Raw genomic sequence first — 5,668 nt, 5'->3', positions numbered from 1 at the left:
ATTACCATCTCTTCTTTGGAATTCATGTTCAACTACACGTATTTCAGCTTTAGTTAAACTGTTAATGAAGTCTTCAGCTTCATTTAAATTGAATTTTTTAATTTTATTATAATTTGACATATAACCTTGTACTTCTAATTCTTTTAAACTACCAATGAAATCATATAATACACTGCCTTTATTTATTCCAGTTTGGATTTCATTATCAGTTTTTAAGTTAATGTTGATTTGTAAGACTTCTTCATCTTCATCATTCACAAGATACAATGTGCTACGATATTTTGTTTGTTCCTCTCCATCATTATCAAAAGTATAAGCACTGATTGGACGCATTACTGGACGACCAATATATGCTGCTTCATCACCAAGATCATCTAATCGTATAAAATCATAATCCATTGGTACTTCATCTAAACTTTCATCATTTTCTACTTCCATACTTGGAAAGTAGGTTTTAGGTTCTTCTACTTTTTCTGTTTTCATTGCTTTTGATATTCCCATATTAATCATTCCTCTTTACTATTTTGATTTTCTACTTTTTGCTGATAGGATAGTTGATCCTTATTTTCATAAATCATTTTCAACCGATTCCATTCAACAAGTTTACAATTTTCATTATGCTTAAAATCTTCTACTAAAATTTTAATATAAGATTTTCTTTGAGTTTCATTTGTGATTTTACTTAAACCCTCTGCTTCTCTTTCAGTATTGATTTTCTTCCAATCAACTGTAAGATTTGCATCGGCTTCTACATGTTCACGTTTTTCTTTCGCATTATAATAATCAATTTCCGCTATACAGCAGTCCTTGATTAAAGATTCTAATTCAACAGTCTTCATATAAAATCATCTCTATTACTCTATTTCATCTGATGATACTTCACCTGCACCTATAAGGTCAGCAATTGCCCTGTTTGTTGCACGTGTACAAGCTGTTGCTGGTATGTCATGGTTTGGATGATTTTTATTTCCTTCTCCTTTACTACAATTCCCCCAACCATCAGCGAATCTACCAGATGGTAAGGTTGCTCTTACTATGAATGTTGCTTCACTTACACGACCTTTATCTGTTTTATTTATATCCTCCTTGAGTATTTCTGTTGTAATATTGAATGCACGAGCATATTTACGCCATGCTGATTTCTTCTTAAACTTTTTATTTTTAATAATTTGGTAATCACTATCATCAAGTATTTCCTTAGTCACTAATTGGTAATCCCTCCACTCTTGAAGAGCAGTTTCAATACCACTTTCAGAACTAAGACTAGTTTCACTTTTAACTATTTCCCCTTCAACAGTTTGAACTGCTTCAGGTTCAGTATTTTGAACTTCTACGATTGGTTCAGCTTTACGTATTCCCATAATTATTCACCATTTTAAATTTCTATTAAAACAATCACCAAAAAAGTAATTTTATTATTTTTGAATAACTTCTATTGGTTTTGTTAATAGGATACGATCATGTCGTACTTTATATTCATCAGTCTTACTCTCCACTTTCACTGTTCCAGTGAATTCAAAGAGTATTATTCTGCAAAGTTTCTGAAATTCATCATCCTCAGAAAGATGGGATGGTGGTCTTATAAATTTCATAAAACCCCAAAGAATGTACAATAACTTAAATAACCATAAGTAACTGGATTAAATAACATAATAACCCCTACAATAAGGAGTAATAATATTATTGCAAAGATGATAGTGTAAATTAAAAGGAAATTTTTATATAATTTATCTTTAAAAGTTTCTTTCTTTCTTAAATCTACAACCATTAATACAATCCCCCTAAACTCTCATATTCTTCTTCCATAAGTTTTAACTCTTTATCTGTAATATCATTAAATTCTTTTTCGGGTAGTTTATAATCAAGTATTACAAAACCAGTACCAGTGAATTTAATTAAAGCTTGTGTATCTGGTTCTAATGTAACAGCTTTTGCTTCCAATTCTCTTGATAATTCCACATTATTAATAATTTTATTACTTTTTGTTTGCACATCAAAAGTGATATGATCACTATTACAATGTATTATAACAGTCCAGAATGGTGTTCTGGACTCATTATATTTTTGATTTTCTGGTTTTATCCATGCTTCATGTTCTTTTTGCTTGTGATTTAGTACTTTTAATACTTCATCATCTAATGTTTTTAAATCGAAATCATCTAAGCAACTCATACTTCCACAACCTCAACTCTTTCAGCATTTATGATTAATGGGTTTTCATCAACAAGTTTTGAATAAGTGAATATTGCTTCTCCAGCATTTACTGCAGAGATTATTTCTCCAGTTGGAATACTATTTTTAGATATTTTGTAGAGGGACATGATTATTCATCTCCCTCAAAATTATCCCAGTATTCTGCTTCCTCAAGGAATTCTTCTTGCCATGGAACATATTCTTCAGGTTCCATTAAGCTTTGTTCTTCTTCAATCCACATTTTTAATCATCCCCTTGATATGCTTCTGGTACAGGTAAATTATGTAATAAACGATATTTCATTAATTCATGTTCCATATCCATCTCGGTTTCAGTTTCAAAATCCCAGGGTTCTATAATTTCTGTTGCCATAAATTATCACCATTTTGGTTCAGTTTGGATTAGATGTTGTATAAAATTAGTTTCCTCAAAAAAAATGTCATTGTCATGAGGATTGTAATCTGGATCCTCATCATCGAAGACTTCAAGATATTTGTTTATGAATATCATACTTTCACGGCTTTTGCTGCGAAGGTTTTGTATTCTTTTTTATATTCTTCGTCTTGTTGTTTTTCTTGAAATTCTCGTTGTTGTTCTGCTACAAGTTTTAATCCTTGTTTAACAACTGGCATTTCTTCTTCGCTGAATATTGTTCCCGCGTAAGGAGCTTCTTGTTTTATTTTTAGATTAAGCATTTTTCATCACGTCTTAATGTTTTTTAGAAACTGATACCAAATTTTGCGGATTTGATTTCTGCTTCTTGTATTCTTGTATGTATTTTCTAGTATATAAAGTTAGTCTATTTTTAATCTATTAATAGGTAAATATATAAACAAGTGTAGACTAATATTAGTATATATAAATATTAAAAAAAATAGAAAGGGGACTATGAAGATTATGGAATTAAATAGTAATGTTATTAAACCAAATCCTAAAAGTAAATCATTAAGAACAACAATTCCTAAAGAGATCATTAACATTTTAAAATTAAATTGTAATGATAAATTACAATGGGATGTTGAAGCTTGTGATAATGAGCTTAAAGTTTCGGTTTCAAAATCAGAATGATTATTATGTTTTAAAAATTTAAGAATACTATTCTTGTAATAGTTTTTGTGAGTGCCTAAATTATTTAAACAATTCTTAACAACCTCATACATTTGAGGACTATATACTTTACCAATGTTTATTTTCGGTAAATATAAATAGCATTTATTATCATAAATATGATTGGTTACTAAAATATTAATCATCACGTCTTGATGTTATTTCTATTTTTTTAATGTAGCCTCTTGAGAATTGTGAAAGGATTAGGTATTTGCGGTACTGTTTGATTCCTTTCTATTTCTCTTGAAATTACAACTATTTTTTATATACTATTTTTTTTTAGTTTCAGTTGGGTGATTATTATTTACAATTTTTTACTATATAAAACTATTGATTTATTCAATAAGATTATGTTATTTTGTATACTTGTTCAGTTATATGTTTGTAAGTTTGTAAGTTTGTGTACTATTGAAAATTAAAACACATATGTTTTTGAAATAACTGTTTAACAAAAAATCTATAAAATACTAAACTGTTTTATTTAATACCATCAATTAAAAATAATATAATAAAACAATCTATATATTAAACAGTGCATCAATCATTAAAAAACATTCCATATATCCAGTTCAGCTCCTACAATTATATATTGTTATAATGTTTAAAAAAATAATAATAAAAGATTCTTAAAGATAAAAGTTTCTTTTTAATGCTGCAGGAAGTAAAATAAAATAATTAGAGTGAAAAAAAACCTCACACATAACATTAAAAAAATTTTGGATAAGTGAAGAGAGTATCCTTTATTTTATCTTTTAAAATCTTTTACAATACTTAATCTATAAAAAGAGTACAAGAAAAAATAATCTTTCATGAATATTTAAGGATTAATTTTTAAATAATATGAATACTATAATATATAATTAATTATACAAAATTTTTAAAGGGGAAGATATTTTATGAGTAAAGGTCAATTTGTATGTCCATACTGTGGAGAAAAATTTACAATGTTTGAAGAACAAGCATACTGTCCAAAATGTGGACAACCATTTGATGCACAACACAGACCAATATATGATCAAGTAAGTACAAGTTGGGGTAATGCAGGAATAACCTTATTTAAAATATTTGGATACTTATTTTTATTTGTTTTTCTTGCAGTGTTCCTGAATGTGTTTGGAGTTATAATATTCTTTATATTAGTTATAATATTCCATTATGCCGGTAAGAAATTAAGTGAACCTAATACTTATACTTGTCCTTATTGTGGTAAGCAGTTTAAAGGTCAAAAACTTAATTGTCCTTATTGTGGAGGATTAATAAGATATAATAAGAAATAGATTATTTTTTTTACCATTAATCAAAAAGTATATATACTACTATAACACAACTATAATATGTAACATATATAGGGGATAAAAAAAATGAAAATAGAAAAAATAATAGAAAAAGCAGGATTAGAAAAATTTGACTGGACAAAATTAGTTATCGGATTAGATAAAAGTAAACAAGGTGGATACTCAATTTTAGGAAACTTCACAAAAGACACAGACCTACAAGATGGATTATACTTATCTGTCGACAAAGGAAGCTATGATTACTACTGTTTATACAAAGTTACAGATGATGATTTAAACATTATTAAAATTTTTGAGAATGATAAAAAAAGTTGGGCTAGACAATTTTGGTCTGACATAGAAGAAAATTTAGATTTAAGCATGGGTGAAACATTATTTAATGAGGTTGTAGAAAAAATAAGTGATGTTGAAGATTTAAAAGAATTAGTTAAAAGATTAAATTATAAAATTGAAGAAAAAGAAAATAAGTTTAATGAAAAATTTGATTTAAATTATTATTTTAATGTAAAAGATTTAAATTCTAGTGATCTTGAAGGGATTGAAGAAGAACATGAAGATGAATTTAAACAAATAGAAAAATTAAATGGTGAAAGAAAAGAAATTGAAAAAAACAAAGCATTAATTGTATATGGTTATATGAAGAAATTTAGTTTCATGAAAATTCAAGAAAATTATGAAATTGATTTTCGTGAATGTGATTCTGATGACTTCAGACGATCACTAGGAAATCCTAGTGAATGGGAATATTATCGAATTGGGGGGTATGGGGCAGCTTTTCAACAAGATGATGAAAATAAAAAACTTAAAATTATATATCCATTTATTTAATTTAAATTTTTTTTTTAAGAGGAATGATGAAAAATGTATGATAAAGTAACAGATTTAAAAAAATTGGATGAAAATACTTACAGTTCTGTAATATTAAATTTAGCATTACGCGAATATGGAGAATTTGCAAGTGAAAAAGTAGCAGATTTAGAAAATCATGATATTAAAATTATTCAAGAAGGAGAAGGATTAAATTCATCTTTTAAAATAATTGGAGATAAAAAAGAGATACAAGCTGCATTAAA

14 protein-coding genes are annotated in these 5,668 nt (G+C 27.2%); 4 read left to right on the top strand and 10 right to left on the bottom strand.

The genetic code is table 11. The features are described from left to right. From BP769_RS03440 to BP769_RS03395, 10 genes are all read right to left on the bottom strand, one after another. On the bottom strand, positions 1-501 hold a 501-nt coding region (locus BP769_RS03440; protein ID WP_413862070.1), incomplete at its 3' end, for a hypothetical protein. 5 nt (positions 502-506) lie between these two features. After that, entirely contained in the window at positions 507-839 is a 333-nt protein-coding gene (locus BP769_RS03435; RefSeq protein WP_413862068.1) for a hypothetical protein, read from the bottom strand. Between the two features lie 15 nt (positions 840-854). Further along, positions 855-1,361, bottom strand: coding sequence for a hypothetical protein (locus BP769_RS03430; RefSeq protein ID WP_413862066.1), 507 nt, complete (start codon positions 1,359-1,361; stop codon positions 855-857). Positions 1,362-1,415: 54 nt separating this feature from the next. Next, the gene (locus BP769_RS03425) at positions 1,416-1,592 is read right to left on the bottom strand and encodes a hypothetical protein (RefSeq protein ID WP_413862064.1); all 177 of its coding nucleotides are present in this window, start codon (positions 1,590-1,592) and stop codon (positions 1,416-1,418) included. Beyond that, the gene (locus BP769_RS03420) at positions 1,589-1,768 is read right to left on the bottom strand and encodes a hypothetical protein (RefSeq protein WP_413862062.1); all 180 of its coding nucleotides are present in this window, start codon (positions 1,766-1,768) and stop codon (positions 1,589-1,591) included. The genes BP769_RS03425 and BP769_RS03420 overlap by 4 nt, the downstream gene beginning before the upstream one ends. Next, on the bottom strand, positions 1,768-2,172 hold the full coding sequence (locus tag BP769_RS03415; protein ID WP_413862060.1) for a hypothetical protein: 405 nt from the start codon (positions 2,170-2,172) through the stop codon (positions 1,768-1,770). Before BP769_RS03415 ends, BP769_RS03420 begins: the two co-directional genes overlap by 1 nt. Beyond that, positions 2,169-2,321, bottom strand: a complete 153-nt coding sequence (locus tag BP769_RS03410) for a hypothetical protein (protein ID WP_413862058.1) — start codon at positions 2,319-2,321, stop codon at positions 2,169-2,171. The genes BP769_RS03415 and BP769_RS03410 overlap by 4 nt, the downstream gene beginning before the upstream one ends. Before the next feature lie 115 nt (positions 2,322-2,436). After that, positions 2,437-2,565 (bottom strand): hypothetical protein, encoded by a 129-nt coding sequence (locus BP769_RS03405; protein WP_413862056.1) that lies wholly within the window; start codon positions 2,563-2,565, stop codon positions 2,437-2,439. 6 nt (positions 2,566-2,571) lie between these two features. Continuing rightward, on the bottom strand, positions 2,572-2,703 hold the full coding sequence (locus BP769_RS03400; RefSeq protein ID WP_413862054.1) for a hypothetical protein: 132 nt from the start codon (positions 2,701-2,703) through the stop codon (positions 2,572-2,574). Next, a complete protein-coding gene (locus tag BP769_RS03395) occupies positions 2,700-2,888 on the bottom strand; it encodes a hypothetical protein (RefSeq protein ID WP_413862052.1) in 189 nt (62 codons plus the stop codon). Before BP769_RS03395 ends, BP769_RS03400 begins: the two co-directional genes overlap by 4 nt. 202 nt (positions 2,889-3,090) lie before the next feature. On the opposite strand from BP769_RS03395, the gene BP769_RS03390 reads away from it, so the two are divergent. From BP769_RS03390 to BP769_RS03375, 4 genes are all read left to right on the top strand, one after another. Further along, positions 3,091-3,261, top strand: coding sequence for a hypothetical protein (locus BP769_RS03390; RefSeq protein ID WP_413862050.1), 171 nt, complete (start codon positions 3,091-3,093; stop codon positions 3,259-3,261). Positions 3,262-4,196: 935 nt separating this feature from the next. Next, entirely contained in the window at positions 4,197-4,577 is a 381-nt protein-coding gene (locus BP769_RS03385; protein ID WP_413862048.1) for a hypothetical protein, read from the top strand. Positions 4,578-4,661: 84 nt separating this feature from the next. Beyond that, on the top strand, positions 4,662-5,423 hold the full coding sequence (locus tag BP769_RS03380) for a hypothetical protein (RefSeq protein WP_413862046.1): 762 nt from the start codon (positions 4,662-4,664) through the stop codon (positions 5,421-5,423). A 33-nt stretch (positions 5,424-5,456) separates the two neighbouring features. Continuing rightward, on the top strand, positions 5,457-5,668 hold a 212-nt coding region (locus BP769_RS03375), incomplete at its 3' end, for a hypothetical protein (protein WP_413862044.1).

The organism is Methanobrevibacter sp. UBA417 (genome assembly GCF_002508845.1).
Lineage (GTDB): Archaea > Methanobacteriota > Methanobacteria > Methanobacteriales > Methanobacteriaceae > Methanobrevibacter_A > Methanobrevibacter_A acididurans.
Note: the sequence above shows the minus strand (reverse complement) of the source record. Positions and strands in the feature narration are given on the sequence as shown.